The sequence below is a fragment of the Pantoea sp. SoEX genome (assembly GCF_009829945.1).
Classification (GTDB): domain Bacteria; phylum Pseudomonadota; class Gammaproteobacteria; order Enterobacterales; family Enterobacteriaceae; genus Pantoea_C.
The window spans coordinates 123,335-138,928 of the sequence record NZ_SZZT01000001.1 but is presented as its reverse complement, the minus strand read 5'-3'; the positions used below and the strand labels follow the sequence as shown (position 1 = coordinate 138,928).

The following is a 15,594-nucleotide window of genomic DNA, read 5'->3' as shown; positions in this document are numbered from 1 at the left end:
TTTAATCAAATTGCCTTAATAAAACCACTCGAACATCTCAACTCTGTTTCATAGAACCACACTCCTATAGGATAACGTTCTAACATTATCAAATACATTATTTTATTATTAAATGTTTCAATTGCTATAATATTACCTTTTTTGATATGATTACCTTCACATGTTATAGAGATATAGTCACCAATTTTCATTTTTCTACCTATTAAAATTTATTGTTAATAGTAAGTATTATCAATCTTGATCTATGAAATATCTCATAATTTTTACATATTTATAGTTATATTATTAAAAAAACTAAATGAACATTTCAATAACTTATCAATCAATTTAATCTTTACTTAAAATATATGTTTATTTTTTTTTAAAATTAAATTATAATAAAAACTATTATATTATTGGTATTTTATATCTTTTAATTTTTAAAAGTATTTTGTTGGTATATTTATTTTCATAAAATTTTCCTCTGTAGTTCAGTTGGTAGAACGACGGACTGTTAATCCGTATGTCACTGGTTCGAGTCCAGTCAGAGGAGCCAGTATGATTTTGTTATACCTACTGTTATTGAAATCTACATAAAGATAAAATTTATTTAGTAGATGATGTTCAACTAAAATAACCAATTATTTTAACCGTTTTCTTTTTGTGTAAGTTAATATTTAAGTTGTAATAATTAACTCTTTTTTTAGTATTTAAAATATTAATCAAAAAAGAATGTAATTAATTATGAAAATATTTTTTAAAAAAATAATATGAATCTTTCTAAAATTAATTTTTTTTTTATGATTATGAAACTTTTGGTACTAATCCTGCCACTGATCGTCCTGCTCAATTCGCTGGAATTTATACTGATAGTCAACTAAATCCGATAAAAAAACCAGAAGTGTTCTACTGTCGCTTACCAAATGACTATTTACCGGAACCCAAAGCTGTTTTAATTAATGGTATTACACCTCAATTAGCACTTGCTCAAGGTTTTAATGAAGCAGAATTTGCTAAAAAAATTCATAACATATTAACAACTAATAAAATCTGTATAGTAGGTTATAATAATATTAAATTTGATGATGAATTTACTCGGAATATTTTTTACCGTAATTTTTATGATCCATATAGTTGGAGTTGGAAGAATGGTAATTCACGTTGGGATATATTAAATGTAGTACGTGCATGCTATGCATTACGTCCTGATGGTATAAATTGGCCAAAAAACAAAGATGGTTTTACTAGCTTTAAGCTAAAACATCTAACCCAAGCAAACGGGATAACACATAAAAATATTCATAATGCAATTTCTGATGTTTACGCTACTATACAAATAGCTAAATTGGTAAAAACAAAACAACCTAAACTTTTTGATTTTTTCTTTAATAACAGAACTAAACAAAAATTAATAACAATGGTAGACATTGAAGGAATGAAACCTTTAGTACATGTTTCAAATATTTTTGGTTCTTTAAGAAATAATATTAGTTTAGTACTGCCATTAACTTGGCATCCAAATAATCGCAATATATTAATTATAGTTGATTTATCTGGTAATATAAATCCATTAATAAAATTAGATGTTTTTACTTTACAAAATATTTTTTATGAAACTAAAACTAGTTATAATACTTTAACAGATATTCCTTTAAAATTAGTGCACTTAAATAAGTGTCCTATTTTAGTTTCTATAAATATATTACGTCCAAAGGATGCAGAAAGGCTAAAAATTAATTTAACTTATTGTCTTAATAACTTAGAATTATTGCGTAATAATAAAAATATAAAAGAAAAAGCGCTGATGATTTTTAACAAACATAAGTTAATTAATTTTTCTGATAATAATGTAGATACTCAATTATATGATGGATTTTTTAGTATTTTAGATAAATATAAAATGAAAATAATTCATAAAACCGAACCTAAATTACTGTCAAAAATAAATTTAAAATTTGAAAACATTAGATTAAATAAGTTATTATTTCGCTATCGCTCAAGAAATTTTCCTAACACACTAAACTGTCTTGAAAAACAATATTGGGAAAAACATCGAAAAAATATTTTAAATAAAAATAAAGTATCTAAATTTTTATTAGAGTTACAATTATTAAAAGATTTACATAACAATAATATAGACAAAATAGAAATATTAAAATCGTTATATCTTTATGCGAAAAATATTATTCCATCATAAACTAAATACTTTTAATAAAACGTGAAATAAAAATATCTATTTATATATCTAAAATATTGTATATTATTTTAATGAAATTGATTATTGGTAAACACATAATCATGAATAATTTATATTATTTTATACAAAAATAAATAATCATTTTGCTTCTATCATATACTGCTAATTATAGTATTAAAAAATATTAATGTTTTACATCTCTACTGATGTAATATAATAACAAAATAATAGTTAGTATTTTACAGACAATATCCTCGATTTTTAAAAGTAAACTTAAATAAAAAATCAATAGTTACGGCAAAACCATATATTTTATATGGTAGTAGTAAGACTGTGATTTTAAATTCAGTTTATAATTGACATAATGAATATTTATTCTTAATTATTTAGATAAATTTTTCTAATTTATAAACATCCTCATTTTATTTACTAGAAGATAAATATAATATAAAACCTATTAAAACTCTAGTAATTTTAATATATATTCTCTCTAAAAATAATTACATAGGTAAATATTTAATAACTGTAATAGTTATAAGTTAAATAATAAGAAGATAGGAAATATGTTAAATAATATTCGGGTACGCATAGCAATACAAAAATCTGGCCGTTTAAGCGATGACTCAAAAGAACTTTTAATAAGATGTGGAGTAAAAATTGATCTTGAACAACAGAGATTAATTGCACTTGCAGAAAATATGCCACTTGACATTTTACGCGTACGTGATGATGATATTCCTGGTCTAGTAATGGATGGAGTAGTAGATTTAGGTATTGTAGGAGAAAATGTTTTAGAAGAAGAATTATTGACAAGATTAGCACAAGGTGATAATCCAGGTTATGTTATATTACGTCGTCTTGATTTTGGTAATTGCCGGTTATCAATAGCAATACCAGTTAAAGATAAATATATCGGATTAAAATGTCTTAACAACGCTCGTATTGCTACTTCTTATCCTCATCTGTTAAAAAAATATCTCGATCAAAAAGGAATTTCTTTTAGAACCTGTATGTTAAATGGTTCAGTTGAAGTAGCTATAAGAGCTAGCTTGGCTGATGCAATTTGTGATCTTATTTCTACAGGTGCTACTTTAGAAGCTAATGGATTAAAAGAAGTAGAAGTTATTTATAGATCTAAAGCTGTAATTGTTCAACGCCATGGAGAAATGATTGATATTAAACAAGATCTAATAAAAAAAATTATGATACGTATCCAGGGTGTTATTAAAGCACGCGAATCTAAATACATTATGCTTCACATACCAATTGAACGCTTAGAAGAAGTTGTTAATCTCCTTCCAGGAGCAGAACGTCCTACTGTATTACCTTTAGCTGGTAATATTGATCGTGTAGCAATGCATATGGTTAGTAGTGAAACCTTGTTTTGGGAAACGATGGAAAAATTAAAAACTTTAGGAGCGAGCTCAATTCTAGTATTACCGATTGAGAAAATAATGGAGTAAATGTATGCAATATATAACACCAATTGAATGGAAAAACTGCACTAGAATAGAAAAAAAATCATTGCTAGCACGTCCACATACTACATATTCTAGTAAAATAGAAAAGGAAGTATTTAGAATATTAAATCAAGTTAAAATAAATGGTGACAAAGCTCTATATGACTTCACACTTAAATTTGATAAAATATCAATAAAAAATTTTCAGATTACAATACAACAAATAAAAAACGCTAATGTTAGTATAAAAAAAAGCCTAAAACAAGCTATTAGCATTGCAGCTAACAATATTAAAACTTTTCATGAAGCCCAAATTCCTAATATTATTGATGTAGAAACTCAACCAGGTGTAAGATGTCAGCAAATTAATCGCCCTATAAAATCAGTAGGATTGTATATTCCAGCTGGTTCTGCACCATTATTTTCTACTGTTCTAATGTTAGCAATCCCTGCTTGTATAGCAAATTGCCAAGATATAGTAATATGTTCTCCCCCTCCAATTTCAGATGAAATTCTGTATACAGCTGATTTTTGTAAAATAAATAAAATATTTCAAATAGGAGGAGCTCAAGCAATAGCTGCTCTTGCTTTTGGTACTGAAACAATTCCACGGGTTGATAAAATTTTTGGTCCTGGCAACGTTTATGTCACAGAGGCTAAAAAACAAATAATTCAGCGAGAAGATTGTATTATATCAATTGATATGCCTGCTGGTCCATCTGAGTTGCTAATAATTGCAGATGAAAAAGCAATACCTGAATTTATTGCAGCAGACTTGTTATCCCAAGCAGAACATGGGCCAAATTCTCAAGTAATTTTTTTAACTACATCTTTACAATTAGCTAAAAAAGTTTCTGCAAACATAAATAAACAACTAATTACTTTAAAAAGACAAAATTTTATAATTAACGCGTTAAATAACAGCGTAATTGTTATATTAGATAATCTTAAACAATGTGTTGAATTATCAAATACATATGGACCAGAACATTTAATGATACAAACATCTAAACCAAGAGATTTATTAGAATTAGTTACTAATGCAGGATCTGTTTTTCTTGGTCAATGGTCTCCAGAATCAGCCGGTGATTATGCTTCAGGAACAAACCATGTTTTACCAACATACGGTTATGCTAAAACTTTTTCTGGAGTTAGTGTAATAGATTTTCAAAAACGTATTACAGTACAAGAATTAACACCAAAAGGTTTATTGACATTAGCTCCAACAATTGAAATTTTATCTAATGCTGAAAAATTAGATGCTCATAGAAGAGCTATTACAATACGTGTTTCTGTACTTAAGGAAGATATATGAACTTCAATATCGAAAAATTAGTACGTAGAAATATACTAACATTGGTTCCATATCAATCGGCACGAAAATTAGGAGGAAGTAAAAAAACATGGTTATGGCTTAATGCTAATGAATTCCCATTTTCTACTCCTTTTAAGCTGTCTACACTAAAAATGAATAGATATCCAGAGTGTCAACCAAAATTACTGGTAGAACGATATGCTAATTATACTAATTTATATCCTAGCCAAATTGTAGCTACTCGTGGTGCAGATGAAGCAATAGAATTAATAATGAAAATATTTTGTGATCCAGGAAAAGATTTTATTCTATTTTGCCCTCCTACATATGGGATGTATAAAGTTAGCGCTGAAACTATTGGAATTGATTATAAAATTGTACCTACAATTAATAATTGGCAATTAAATATTCCTGAAATTTCTAAAAATTTAGTTAATGTAAAAGTTATATATATCTGTAATCCAAACAATCCTACTGGTTCTCTTTTTAATTTGAAAGATATTTATCATCTTTTAGAAATCACGGCTGGTAAATCAATTTTAGTAATCGATGAAGCTTATATTGAATTTTGCATGAAAGCTACCTTAGTGAAATTATTAAATGATTATAATCATTTAATAATTTTGCGTACTTTATCAAAAGCATTTGCTTTAGCTGGATTAAGATGTGGTTTTATACTTACTAATAAAAAAATTATTGATCTCTTATTAAAGGTCATAACACCCTATCCTTTAGCAATACCAGTTTCTGACATAGCAACTCAAGCGTTAAGTAAAAATAATATAATTTTAATGCGTAATAATGTAAAACAATTAAATAGCAATAGAGAATGGCTTTTACAAAAATTAAAAAAATGTGATTGTGTTGAAAAAGTATTTTTAAGTGAATCCAATTATATATTAGTTAAATTTAGAGATTCATTGAAAGTATTTAAAAAATTATGGAATCAAGGAATTATATTACGTGATCAAAGTAAAATTCTTGGATTATCGCAATGTGTACGTATATCTATTGGAACAAGTAAAGAATGTGAACACGTAATTTCAGCATTAAAAAACTTATCTCTGGAATAAATATGAATCGAAAAATAATCTTTGTTGATCGAGATGGTACTATCATAAAAGAACCTACAGTGAATTTTCAAATAGATACAACTGATAAACTTTTTTTCGAACCTAATGTTATTCCTGCCCTTTTAGCATTAAAGAACAATGGTTATAGTTTAGTTATGATCACAAATCAAGATGGTCTTGGAACCGATAATTTCCCTAAGATAAATTTTGATAGACCACATAATTTAATGTTACAAATATTAGAATCACAAGGTATTGTTTTTGAAGATATATTAATTTGTCCTCATATGCCAGAAGATAATTGTTCTTGTCGAAAACCTAAAACTAAACTGGTATACAAATGGTTAATAAAAGACGTAATGGATAAGCAAAATAGTTATGTTATCGGTGATCGGTTGACTGATATTCAATTAGCTCATAATATGAATATAAAATCAATCAGATATGGAATAAAAGGTAAAAATTGGAATGAAATTCAAGAACAGTTAACAAGATATAACCGTCATGCAATAGTACAGCGAAATACAAAAGAAACAAATATAATCATTGAAATTTGGTTGGATATTGAGAATCAAAGTAATATAAATACTGGCATAGGTTTTTTCGATCATATGTTAGAACAAATTGCAATACATGGTGGTTTTTGTATGAATATTAACGTAAAAGGAGATATTCATGTTGATGATCATCATACTGTTGAAGATACTGGTATTGTTTTAGGACAAGCATTGTTAAAAGCATTAGGAAATAAAATGGGTATAAATAGATTTGGTTTTGTTTTACCAATGGATGAATGTTTAGCAAAGTGTGTAATAGATATTTCAGGACGTCCTTATATTGATTTTAAAGCTAAATTTAATTATCAAAGAGTTGGGGATTTAAGTACAGAAATGATTGAACATTTTTTTAAATCTCTTTCTTATAGTATGATGAGTACTATTCATTTAAAAACTAAAGGAAAAAATGATCATCACATAGCAGAAAGTTTATTTAAATCTTTCGGACGTACTTTAAGACAAGCTATTCGTTCAGAAGGTAATATAATTCCTAGTTCTAAAGGAATTATATAATGAAAATAGTTATTCTTGACACTGGTTGTTCTAATATATTATCAGTAAAATGGGCAATTAAGAGAATTGGTCATGATTCTTGTATTACTTCTAATCCTGATATTGTATTAGGTGCTGATAAAATTATTTTACCTGGAATTGGTACAACTAAAACGGTTATGAAAAATCTCAGTAAAAATAATTTAAATAATTTAATTAAATTATTTAAAAAACCAATTTTAGGTATATGTCTTGGAATGCAAATAATGGGATCATATAGTGAAGAAAATGAAGGTATTGATACGTTAAGAATAATAGACACACCAGTATTATTAATGAATGTTAAAAATTTAAATTTACCCCATATAGGATGGAACAAAATTAAATTTTTATCAGATAATTATTTATTTAAAAATATTAAAGATGGCAGCTATTTTTATTTTATGCATAGTTACGCCATGCCAATAAATAAATATGCTATAGGTCAATTTTGTTACGGAAAAAATTTTACTGCTGTTATACAGAAAAATAATTTCTTTGGAGTACAATTTCATCCTGAAAGATCTAGTAAAGCAGGATCACAATTATTAAAAAACTTTTTGGAGATTTGATGATTATTCCAGCATTAGATTTAATTAACGGCAATGTAGTAAGATTATATCAGGGAAGTTATCTTAAAAAATTTAACTATAATGTTAATCCCTTATTATATATAAAAAATTATATTGAACAAGGTGCTAAAGTAATACATATAGTAGATTTAGACGGAACCAAAAATTATAGAAAACGTCAAATTAAGTTATTGAATAATCTGTGTAAGAATATTAATATTATCACACAGATTGGAGGTGGCATTCGTACCAAAAATGATATAGAAATATTACTTAATGCAGGAGCAGATAGAATAGTAATAGGATCAATGGCTGTAAAAAAATCTACCGAAGTGAAAGAATGGTTTGTTAATTTTGGACCTGAAAAAATTGTATTAGCAATTGATATAAAAATTGATAATAATAATTTTAAAAAAGTAGCAATTAACGGTTGGCAACAAATATCTAATATAACTTTAGAAGATATAATAGAACAATTTCAATCATTTGGATTAAAACATGTACTATGTACAGATATTGATAGAGATGGAACGCTTATTGGACCTAACATTAAACTCTATAAAGAAATTACTAAAAAATTTCCAGATATTTTATTTCAATCTTCAGGAGGTATTAGTTCACTAAAAGATATAATGTTGCTTCGTGATAGCGGAGTGCAATCTGCAATAATTGGCCGAGCATTACTTGAGGATAGATTTACATTTTTGGAGGCAAAAGAATGTTGGCAAAAAGGATAATTCCTTGTCTTGACGTTGACAATAATCAAGTTGTAAAAGGTATTCAATTTCGGAATCATAATATTGTTGGAGACATTATATCACTAGCAAAATATTATTCAAAAGAAGGAGCTGACGAATTAGTTTTTTATGACATAACTGCATCAGTTAATTTAAGAACAGTAGATAAAAAATGGATTTCTAAAATAGCAGAAGTTATTGATATACCCTTTTGTGTAGCAGGTGGTATTAATAATTTAGAAATCGCTGATAACATTCTTCAGTGCGGTGCAGATAAGATCTCTGTTAATTCTCCTGCTTTATCAAATCCTTATTTAATAACAAAGTTAGCTAACCGTTTTGGAGTACAGTGTATTGTTGTAGGAATTGACACGTGGTTTAATAAAAATACAAATAAATATCGAGTTTATCAATATACAGGTGATGAATCTCGTATGGTTTTAACTCAATGGGAAACTATTGACTGGATAAAAGAAGTACAAATGCTAGGAGCAGGAGAAATAGTGTTAAATATGATGAATAAAGACGGAACGCTTATTGGATATGATTTAGTTCAGTTAAAAAAAATAAGAGATATATGTAAGGTACCGTTAATTGTATCAGGTGGTGCTGGAAAAATGCAACATTTTTTGGATGCTTTTAATTTTAATGCAGATGGAACATTAGCTGCATCAGTTTTTCACAAAAAAATTATTAAGATAGGTAAATTAAAAAAATTCTTAATGGATCATGGTGTGGAGATTAGAAAGTGCTAAATATAGAACAACTTTCTTATTTAAATTGGGAAAAAACAAAAGGTATGATCCCAGCAATTATTCAGCACTATATTTCTGGACAAATTTTAATGCATGGTTATATGAATAGACAAGCACTAGAAAAAAGTTTAATAAAAGGTAACATAACTTTCTTTTCACGTACTAAAAAAAAATTATGGACTAAGGGGGAAACATCAGGAAATTCATTAAAATTAATTGATATTGCAATAGATTGTGATAATGATTCAATATTAATTTTAGCAAATCCAACTGGTCCGACTTGCCATTTGGGAAATTTAAGTTGTTTTGTAAATATAGAAACAAATTTATTATTTCTTTATACATTAGAAAAGTTTTTAGATAAAAGAAAAAACGCTAATCCTAAAAATTCTTATACTGCTAGACTGTATAAAAAAGGAACCAAACGAATTGCACAAAAAGTAGGCGAAGAAGGGATCGAATGTGCGCTAGCAGCAATATCTAAATCAAACAATAACCAAGAACTTATTGATGAAGCTTCTGATCTAATTTATCATTTATTAATATTATTAAACAATCAAAATTTAGATTTTAGTATTATTATTAATAACTTAAAAAAAAGATATATGCTTAAAATTAATAAAAATGATTAATTTTACTAAAATATTTATTTTAATTCTTTTTAAGAAATATTAATTAACATAATTTTTAAACTTAATATAATATTTAATAAAACTTGATTATATTATTTCACAAAAAATCAATCTTGATCTATTCTACTTTTAACTACTCCTTTTTGACGATAATATTTTGAATTCTTACGAATGTTATAGGGTCTCAATGCTGAATTAGAAAGCAATTCGAAACTAAGAGCACAAATTAACATACCAGGACATAATGCTAATGGTAATTTCCCAAAATTATAAAATTCCAATACAACACATCCTTCCCAACCAGGATCGATACGATGAGCAGTAGCGTGAACCATCAGCCCTAGTCTAGCTAATGAAGAGCGCCCGTCTAACCAACCTACTAAATTATCTGGCATGGTAATTGATTCTAATGTTACTGCCAATACTAAATTTCCAGGATGAAGAAAAAATAATTCATTATCAATTAAATTAATTTCGTTACTCATAATTTGATTTATTGATTTGCGTATTTTATGCTCTGATTCACTTAAATTTATATAAGCATTTTTGTAATCATTAAAAACGCGAAATTGATTACCTAATCTGAGATCTACTGTAGCCCCATTTATGCGATCATTGTGAGGTCTCGGTGTTATATTTAGCTTACCAGAATCTAATAATGATTCAATATCTTTATCGCATAGTCTCATCAAATTATCTCTTTAATTTAAATTATTGTAATATAATAGTAATACAGTAAGTACTCGTTAGTAAGAGCGAGTACTTATATTTATACATTTAGATATAATACTAAAATATAAATTATATTTTACCAACTAAATCTATAGATACAGTTAAAGCTGTGTTACCTATTTGCCATTTAGCCGGACAAACTTTTCCTGGATTATTATAAATATATTGTGCTGCTTGAATCTTACGTAGTAATTCAGAAGAATTACGGCCAATGCCATCTGCATTTATTTCAATAGACTGAATAATATTTTCTGGATCAATAATAAATGTACCTCGATTAGCTAAACCTTTATCTTCTTGCATAATATCAAAATTTCTAGTTAAAATACCAGTAGGATCTCCGATCATTGCGTACTTAATATTTGCTATAGTATCAGATGAATCGTGCCAAGCTTTATGAGAAAAATGAGTATCTGTAGAAACTGAATAAACTTCAACTCCTAATTTTTGTAATTCAATATATTGTTGAGCTATATCATTTAATTCAGTAGGACAAACAAATGTAAAATCAGCTGGATAAAAAATAAATATATTCCATTGACCTTCTAGATCTTTTTCAGTTACTTCAATAAATTTATTATTTTTAAATGCAATATTTCTAAATGGTTTAACTTTAGTATTGATTATAGACATAATATTATTCTCCATAATAATTTGATTCAAATAAAATATTTTGATATTATATAGGCAATTACTTATTAATCATATAATTGTTTTAATAGGTACTTTTCAATTAGTTTTAAAAAAATTATTATTAATATAGTATATTTTCTATTTATTGCTTTATTAATTAAAGTTAAAATAATATTTAATTTATATTAACTGTATATATACTTATCTGTATATAATACAAACATTATACATTACATTGGGTCATTAATATCTCTAATTAGTTATAATTATTTTTTAAATATTTTTGTATTAATCTATTAAAAATAATTTTATTGAATAAAAATATAATTAATTAAATATATAAAAAGATGATTAAATCAGCTGAAAAATTTTTAGTTACATGTGCCTTTCCATACGCTAATGGAGAAATCCATTTAGGTCATTTGCTTGAACACATACAGGCAGATATTTGGGTACGATATCACAAAATGGTAGGAAAACAAGTATATTTTATTTGTGCCGATGATGCTCATGGTACACCAATTATGTTAAAATCTCAACAAATAGGTATTTCTCCAGAAAAAATGATTGCTGATATAAAGATTAAGCATGAAAGAGATTTAGCTGATTTCGATATTAATTATGATAATTATGATTCAACTCATAGTGACGAAAATAGAACGTTAGTATCATTAATATATAATACACTTAAGCAAAATAATTTAATTAAAAGTCATATCATTACTCAATTTTTTGATGATGAAAAAAATATATTTTTACCAGATCGTTTCGTTAAAGGAAAATGTCCTAGATGTAAATCAGTTGATCAATATGGTGATAACTGTGAAGTTTGTAGTGCTGTTTATAGAAGCACAGATTTAATAGAACCTATATCAATTTTATCAAAAACAAAACCAAAACTTAGAAAATCAGAACACTTATTTTTTGATTTACCAATATTTAGTGGTATGTTAAAAACATGGATACAATCTGGTGTTTTACAGAATTCCATTTTGAAAAAAGTCCAAGAGTGGTTTAATGTAGGTTTAAAGCAATGGGATATATCTAGGGATAGCCCTTATTTTGGTTTTAAGATACCAGATTATTCTGACAAATATTTCTATGTTTGGTTAGATGCTCCAATTGGCTATATTAGTACATTTAAAAATCTATGTAAAAAAAATAATAATATTAATTTTGAAGAATTTTGGAAACAAAATTCAAAAACAAAACTATATCATTTCATTGGAAAAGATATTGTTTATTTTCATAGTTTATTTTGGCCAGCTATTCTTGAAGGAAGTAATTTTCGTAAACCAAGTAAAATATTTACTCATGGTTATGTTATGATTAACGGATGTAAAATATCTAAATCTAAGGGAACATTCATTACAGCAAGGATGTGGTTACAACATTTAGATGCAGATAGTTTGCGTTATTATTATGCAACAAAAATATCTTCAAATGTTGAAGATATTAATCTAAATTTATTAGATTTTATTAACCGTATCAATAATGATATAGTTAACAAAATAGTTAATATTGCCTCTAGAAGTTCAAGTTTTATTAATAAATATTTTGATAATTATCTCTCAAGTGAATTAGAAGACTTAAATTTATATCAAAATTTTATTAATACATTGTATGAAATTGAAGAGGATTTATCAAATTGTAATTTTAGTTGTGCAACAAGAAAAATTATAGGACTTGCTAATGTTGCTAATTCCTATATAGATAAAAAAGCTCCTTGGATTATATATAGAAAAGAAGGATCTTCTATTAAATTACATAAAATTTGTTCAATGGCTATAAATTTATTTCGTATATTAATTACTTGTCTAAAACCTATTATGCCTTCGTTAAGTAATCGTGTTGAGCTATTCTTAAATAGCGAATTAAATTTTATCAGCGTTAAACAACCACTACTTAATCATAAGATTAATAAATATAAAAATCTATTTCATAGAATTGAAAATTTACAAATAGAAAATTTAATGCAATGTTCAAAAAAAATATCTTAATTAGCAATAATTTTATTTATTTTTTCTTTGAAATTGTTCTACATATAAAAAATACGCATGTTTAAGTAAAACATTCTATGATACAATCTATTTCTTTATCTTAAGTTATATCAATATAAATATATAGTTAGTATATTATACGAAATATAATACATATTTGGAAAGAAAAATGTTTACTATAAATGCAATAGAAAGACAAGATAAAGGTAAATCCGCTAGTAGAAGATTGAGAGCAAACAATTATTTTCCGGCAGTTGTATATGGAAATGGAATTAATTTTTCTATATATTTAGATCTTAATCTTATAATGAATTTACAATCAAATGTAGATTTTTATAAAAATATTATAACATTAATTTTTAATGGAATAGAAAGAAGAGTTAAAGTTAAAGAAATTCAGAGACATCCTTTTAAACCAAAGATAACTCATATAGATTTTGTTATAGTTTAATTTTTAATAAATTTATTGAATTGTATTTTCTCTACTATTAGATTTACTTTTTTATTTCACTAAAATTAATATTTTATAATATATAAATCATAAGGACATTTATTTTAAATAATATACTATATAAAATAATTAATAATGAATTTTTTATTAATATCATTCGGCACGTGGCGCAGTTTGGTAGCGTACTGGCATGGGGTGCCAGTGGTCAGAGGTTCAAATCCTCTCGTGCCGAATATAAACATAAGATATTTTAATAAAATTAAAATATGATAAGTTAGATATAAATTTTATATCAGAAATTAAAGTGTTTATATTTTATTCTAAATTATAGAATAATAAGATATGTTATACTATTTTAATATTTTACTCATCCTATCAATATAAGCCATTCCAAAAGCCGAAAGAACAAAAGCTAAATGAATGACGACACACCACATAATCTTATTATCAGTTACTTTTTCTGCTTCCATAAATAGTCGTAAAAGATGGACTGAAGATATAGCAACAATAGAAGATGCTACTTTATTTTTAATTGAATTAACATCCATTTTTCCCATCCAACTTAATTTTTGATGTTGATCATCAACAGTCATTTTTACTATAAAATTATCGTAACCTGAAAACATGACCATTACTAAAAGTCCACCTACTAATGATATATCAATAAGAGATAATACAATTAGTATTAATCCGGATTCTGATATTTTGAATAGTATTGGGATAACATAAATAATACGCTGAAAAAATTTTAAGGTAAGTAATATAAATCCAAAAGATAATCCCATATAGACAGGAAATAACAACCATCTTGATGCATATATAATTTTTTCAATAGACCACCATTCCATTTCTTGTGTTTTCCTTTTTATTATTTTTTAAAATAACTTTATTCTCAATAAAGTTTATATTATTTAAAAATAATGCTTGATATTTTTATTAAGATAGAAATATTAAGATAAATTAGATATAATGTACGATATATTTTGTATAATTTTTTGTTTGAAATTATTAATGAGTATTTTAATATCCTGTAATAACAATCAATATTTCATTTAATTAGAATTTAATTTATACAATTTTATAATTCTATTATGAACTACAATTAACTATAGCGTAACGTTAATAGAATTATTTATTTTTTATTTTTAATATCATTGTATAAAATTAAAAGACAAAACAGTTAAAATATAATTTTTAATTATTAACTTATTATAAGTATCAGCTAAATATATGAAAAATAAAATTACACGAGATAAATTGGTTCTGCCCAATAGTGGAAATAGACTATTACTTCACTCTTGTTGTGCACCTTGCTCAGCAGAAATTATGGAATCAATTATGTTTTCTAAAATTAATTTTAGTATTTTATTTTATAATCCCAATATACATCCACAACGTGAATATCTAATTAGAAAAAGAGAAAATATAAATTTTGCTAGTAAATATAATATACCTTTTATTGACTTAGATTATGATAAAGATAATTGGTTTATACGTGCAAAAGGTTTAGAAAAAGAACCGGAACGGGGTCTAAGATGTAAGATATGTTTTGATATGCGTTTTGAAAGAACGGCATTATATGCTTTTGAAAATAACTTTGATACTATATCTAGTTCTCTCGGAATTTCACGTTGGAAAGATATTAAACAAATAAATGATTGCGGTAGAAATGCTGTAAGTAATTATAAAAATATCACATATTGGGAATATAATTGGCGTAAGAAAGGCGGTTCTGAAAGGATGATTAAGATAAGTAAACGTGAAAAATTTTATCAACAAGAATACTGTGGTTGTATTTATTCTTTAAGGGATACAAACAAGCACCGTCTTTCTAAAGGTAAAGATATCATTAGAATAGGAATAAAATTTTATGAATAACATTAATTGATTATATTAAAAATAAGTGATTTCTAGTTTATTATATTATGTATGATTAACATAACATGAAAAAAGTTTGCTGTAGAAAGTTA

General features: G+C 25.8%; 14 protein-coding genes, 2 tRNA genes and 2 pseudogenes. 14 read left to right on the top strand and 4 right to left on the bottom strand.

All coding sequences use genetic code 11. From position 1 onward, the window contains the following. Positions 1 to 5: 5 nt before the first annotated feature. Positions 6 to 191, bottom strand: a complete 186-nt coding sequence (locus FD726_RS00610; protein ID WP_159989652.1) for a hypothetical protein — start codon at positions 189 to 191, stop codon at positions 6 to 8. Positions 192 to 459: 268 nt separating this feature from the next. Here FD726_RS00610 and FD726_RS00605 point away from each other — a divergent pair. The 10 genes and pseudogenes from FD726_RS00605 to hisIE all read left to right on the top strand — a co-directional run bounded on the left by FD726_RS00605 (position 460) and on the right by hisIE (position 9,808). Then, positions 460 to 535 (top strand) — tRNA-Asn (locus FD726_RS00605). A gap of 234 nt (positions 536 to 769) precedes the next feature. Next, positions 770 to 2,176: pseudogene (sbcB, locus tag FD726_RS00600) on the top strand (exodeoxyribonuclease I); the annotation flags it as partial. Positions 2,177 to 2,739: 563 nt separating this feature from the next. Beyond that, the gene (gene hisG / locus FD726_RS00595; protein ID WP_159989651.1) at positions 2,740 to 3,639 is read left to right on the top strand and encodes an ATP phosphoribosyltransferase; all 900 of its coding nucleotides are present in this window, start codon (positions 2,740 to 2,742) and stop codon (positions 3,637 to 3,639) included. Between the two features lie 4 nt (positions 3,640 to 3,643). Then, positions 3,644 to 4,951, top strand: coding sequence for a histidinol dehydrogenase (gene hisD / locus FD726_RS00590; RefSeq protein ID WP_159989650.1), 1,308 nt, complete (start codon positions 3,644 to 3,646; stop codon positions 4,949 to 4,951). Continuing rightward, positions 4,948 to 6,024 carry a histidinol-phosphate transaminase gene (gene hisC, locus FD726_RS00585; RefSeq protein WP_159989649.1) on the top strand — a complete coding sequence of 359 codons (1,077 nt, stop codon included), beginning with the start codon at positions 4,948 to 4,950 and terminating at the stop codon, positions 6,022 to 6,024. Before hisD ends, hisC begins: the two co-directional genes overlap by 4 nt. Positions 6,025 to 6,026: 2 nt before the next feature. After that, the gene (gene hisB / locus FD726_RS00580) at positions 6,027 to 7,094 is read left to right on the top strand and encodes a bifunctional histidinol-phosphatase/imidazoleglycerol-phosphate dehydratase HisB (RefSeq protein WP_159989648.1); all 1,068 of its coding nucleotides are present in this window, start codon (positions 6,027 to 6,029) and stop codon (positions 7,092 to 7,094) included. After that, positions 7,094 to 7,684: an imidazole glycerol phosphate synthase subunit HisH gene (hisH, locus tag FD726_RS00575; RefSeq protein ID WP_159989647.1), complete on the top strand. Its 591-nt coding sequence runs from the start codon at positions 7,094 to 7,096 to the stop codon at positions 7,682 to 7,684. The genes hisB and hisH overlap by 1 nt, the downstream gene beginning before the upstream one ends. Then, complete coding sequence (hisA, locus tag FD726_RS00570; protein WP_159989646.1) at positions 7,684 to 8,421, top strand: 1-(5-phosphoribosyl)-5-[(5-phosphoribosylamino)methylideneamino]imidazole-4-carboxamide isomerase; 738 nt, start codon at positions 7,684 to 7,686, stop codon at positions 8,419 to 8,421. The genes hisH and hisA overlap by 1 nt, the downstream gene beginning before the upstream one ends. Beyond that, entirely contained in the window at positions 8,403 to 9,176 is a 774-nt protein-coding gene (gene hisF, locus FD726_RS00565) for an imidazole glycerol phosphate synthase subunit HisF (RefSeq protein ID WP_159989645.1), read from the top strand. Before hisA ends, hisF begins: the two co-directional genes overlap by 19 nt. Further along, positions 9,170 to 9,808 carry a bifunctional phosphoribosyl-AMP cyclohydrolase/phosphoribosyl-ATP diphosphatase HisIE gene (gene hisIE / locus FD726_RS00560; RefSeq protein WP_159989644.1) on the top strand — a complete coding sequence of 213 codons (639 nt, stop codon included), beginning with the start codon at positions 9,170 to 9,172 and terminating at the stop codon, positions 9,806 to 9,808. The genes hisF and hisIE overlap by 7 nt, the downstream gene beginning before the upstream one ends. A 107-nt stretch (positions 9,809 to 9,915) precedes the next feature. Here the strand turns inward: hisIE and dcd are convergent, their stop codons facing one another. Both dcd and ahpC read right to left on the bottom strand, forming a co-directional pair. Next, complete coding sequence (dcd, locus tag FD726_RS00555) at positions 9,916 to 10,497, bottom strand: dCTP deaminase (protein WP_159989643.1); 582 nt, start codon at positions 10,495 to 10,497, stop codon at positions 9,916 to 9,918. A 112-nt stretch (positions 10,498 to 10,609) separates the two neighbouring features. Next, positions 10,610 to 11,173 (bottom strand): alkyl hydroperoxide reductase subunit C, encoded by a 564-nt coding sequence (gene ahpC / locus FD726_RS00550; protein ID WP_159989642.1) that lies wholly within the window; start codon positions 11,171 to 11,173, stop codon positions 10,610 to 10,612. Between the two features lie 347 nt (positions 11,174 to 11,520). Between ahpC and metG the strand changes: the two are divergent. The 3 genes and pseudogenes from metG to FD726_RS00535 all read left to right on the top strand — a co-directional run. Further along, positions 11,521 to 13,164 (top strand): annotated as a pseudogene (metG, locus tag FD726_RS00545) (methionine--tRNA ligase); the annotation flags it as partial. Between the two features lie 178 nt (positions 13,165 to 13,342). Beyond that, positions 13,343 to 13,624, top strand: coding sequence for a 50S ribosomal protein L25 (gene rplY / locus FD726_RS00540; RefSeq protein ID WP_159989640.1), 282 nt, complete (start codon positions 13,343 to 13,345; stop codon positions 13,622 to 13,624). A gap of 158 nt (positions 13,625 to 13,782) precedes the next feature. Then, positions 13,783 to 13,856, top strand: a tRNA-Pro gene (locus FD726_RS00535). 118 nt (positions 13,857 to 13,974) lie between these two features. On the opposite strand, the gene FD726_RS00530 is transcribed toward FD726_RS00535, so the two are convergent. After that, positions 13,975 to 14,472, bottom strand: a complete 498-nt coding sequence (locus FD726_RS00530) for a TIGR00645 family protein (protein ID WP_159989639.1) — start codon at positions 14,470 to 14,472, stop codon at positions 13,975 to 13,977. Between the two features lie 382 nt (positions 14,473 to 14,854). On the opposite strand from FD726_RS00530, the gene FD726_RS00525 reads away from it, so the two are divergent. Then, entirely contained in the window at positions 14,855 to 15,502 is a 648-nt protein-coding gene (locus FD726_RS00525) for an epoxyqueuosine reductase QueH (protein ID WP_159989638.1), read from the top strand. Positions 15,503 to 15,594: the final 92 nt, after the last annotated feature.

What these genes read in the sequence shown, in the direction of transcription:
- hisG (WP_159989651.1), top strand. Translation starts at nt 2,740, where the DNA reads ATGTTAAATAATATTCGGGTACGCATAGCAATACAAAAATCTGGCCGT.
- hisD (WP_159989650.1), top strand. Translation starts at nt 3,644, where the DNA reads ATGCAATATATAACACCAATTGAATGGAAAAACTGCACTAGAATAGAA.
- ahpC (WP_159989642.1), bottom strand. Translation starts at nt 11,173, where the DNA reads ATGTCTATAATCAATACTAAAGTTAAACCATTTAGAAATATTGCATTT.
- hisF (WP_159989645.1), top strand. Translation starts at nt 8,403, where the DNA reads ATGTTGGCAAAAAGGATAATTCCTTGTCTTGACGTTGACAATAATCAA.
- hisC (WP_159989649.1), top strand. Translation starts at nt 4,948, where the DNA reads ATGAACTTCAATATCGAAAAATTAGTACGTAGAAATATACTAACATTG.
- dcd (WP_159989643.1), bottom strand. Translation starts at nt 10,497, where the DNA reads ATGAGACTATGCGATAAAGATATTGAATCATTATTAGATTCTGGTAAG.
- hisH (WP_159989647.1), top strand. Translation starts at nt 7,094, where the DNA reads ATGAAAATAGTTATTCTTGACACTGGTTGTTCTAATATATTATCAGTA.
- rplY (WP_159989640.1), top strand. Translation starts at nt 13,343, where the DNA reads ATGTTTACTATAAATGCAATAGAAAGACAAGATAAAGGTAAATCCGCT.
- hisA (WP_159989646.1), top strand. Translation starts at nt 7,684, where the DNA reads ATGATTATTCCAGCATTAGATTTAATTAACGGCAATGTAGTAAGATTA.
- FD726_RS00610 (WP_159989652.1), bottom strand. Translation starts at nt 191, where the DNA reads ATGAAAATTGGTGACTATATCTCTATAACATGTGAAGGTAATCATATC.
- hisB (WP_159989648.1), top strand. Translation starts at nt 6,027, where the DNA reads ATGAATCGAAAAATAATCTTTGTTGATCGAGATGGTACTATCATAAAA.
- FD726_RS00530 (WP_159989639.1), bottom strand. Translation starts at nt 14,472, where the DNA reads ATGGAATGGTGGTCTATTGAAAAAATTATATATGCATCAAGATGGTTG.
- FD726_RS00525 (WP_159989638.1), top strand. Translation starts at nt 14,855, where the DNA reads ATGAAAAATAAAATTACACGAGATAAATTGGTTCTGCCCAATAGTGGA.